1 protein-coding gene is annotated in these 362 nt (G+C 48.3%); it reads right to left on the bottom strand.

Annotated features, from left to right (window positions below; translation table 11 throughout):
• Positions 1-362: hypothetical protein (locus A3756_RS27555; protein ID WP_197481233.1), on the bottom strand; the 362-nt coding region annotated here is incomplete at both ends.

The raw sequence follows: 362 nt of genomic DNA, 5'->3' as shown, positions 1-362 counted from the left end.
CTATCAATATCATCCTGGCTTGCTATGATTTGCGCATCATCAATAGACAAACCAGAGAGGACTCCTTTATCTTCTCTCGAGCCATCAGACAGCGCTACATCACCAACATAAATAACCGAGCTATCACTGACACTCCAGCTTACTTTATCCGAAATGTCTGCCTCATCACCGTCACTATATGTTCCCCTTGCAAGCAGTTGTTGCGAGGATGTTTGACATACTGGAAGGCTCGCAGGTTGATTACTGACGGCTATCGAGACCAAGGGTGCATCGGAAGAGCGCAATGCCTTAGTCGCCGAAAGGTCGGCAAGCCGTGCTATTACATCCGCCGTACCGTTAGATTTACCTGTCGCCACACCATT

This window comes from Oleiphilus sp. HI0086 (assembly GCF_001635225.1).
The sequence above is the reverse complement of the archived record's forward strand: the minus strand, read 5'-3'. Positions and strand labels throughout refer to the sequence as shown.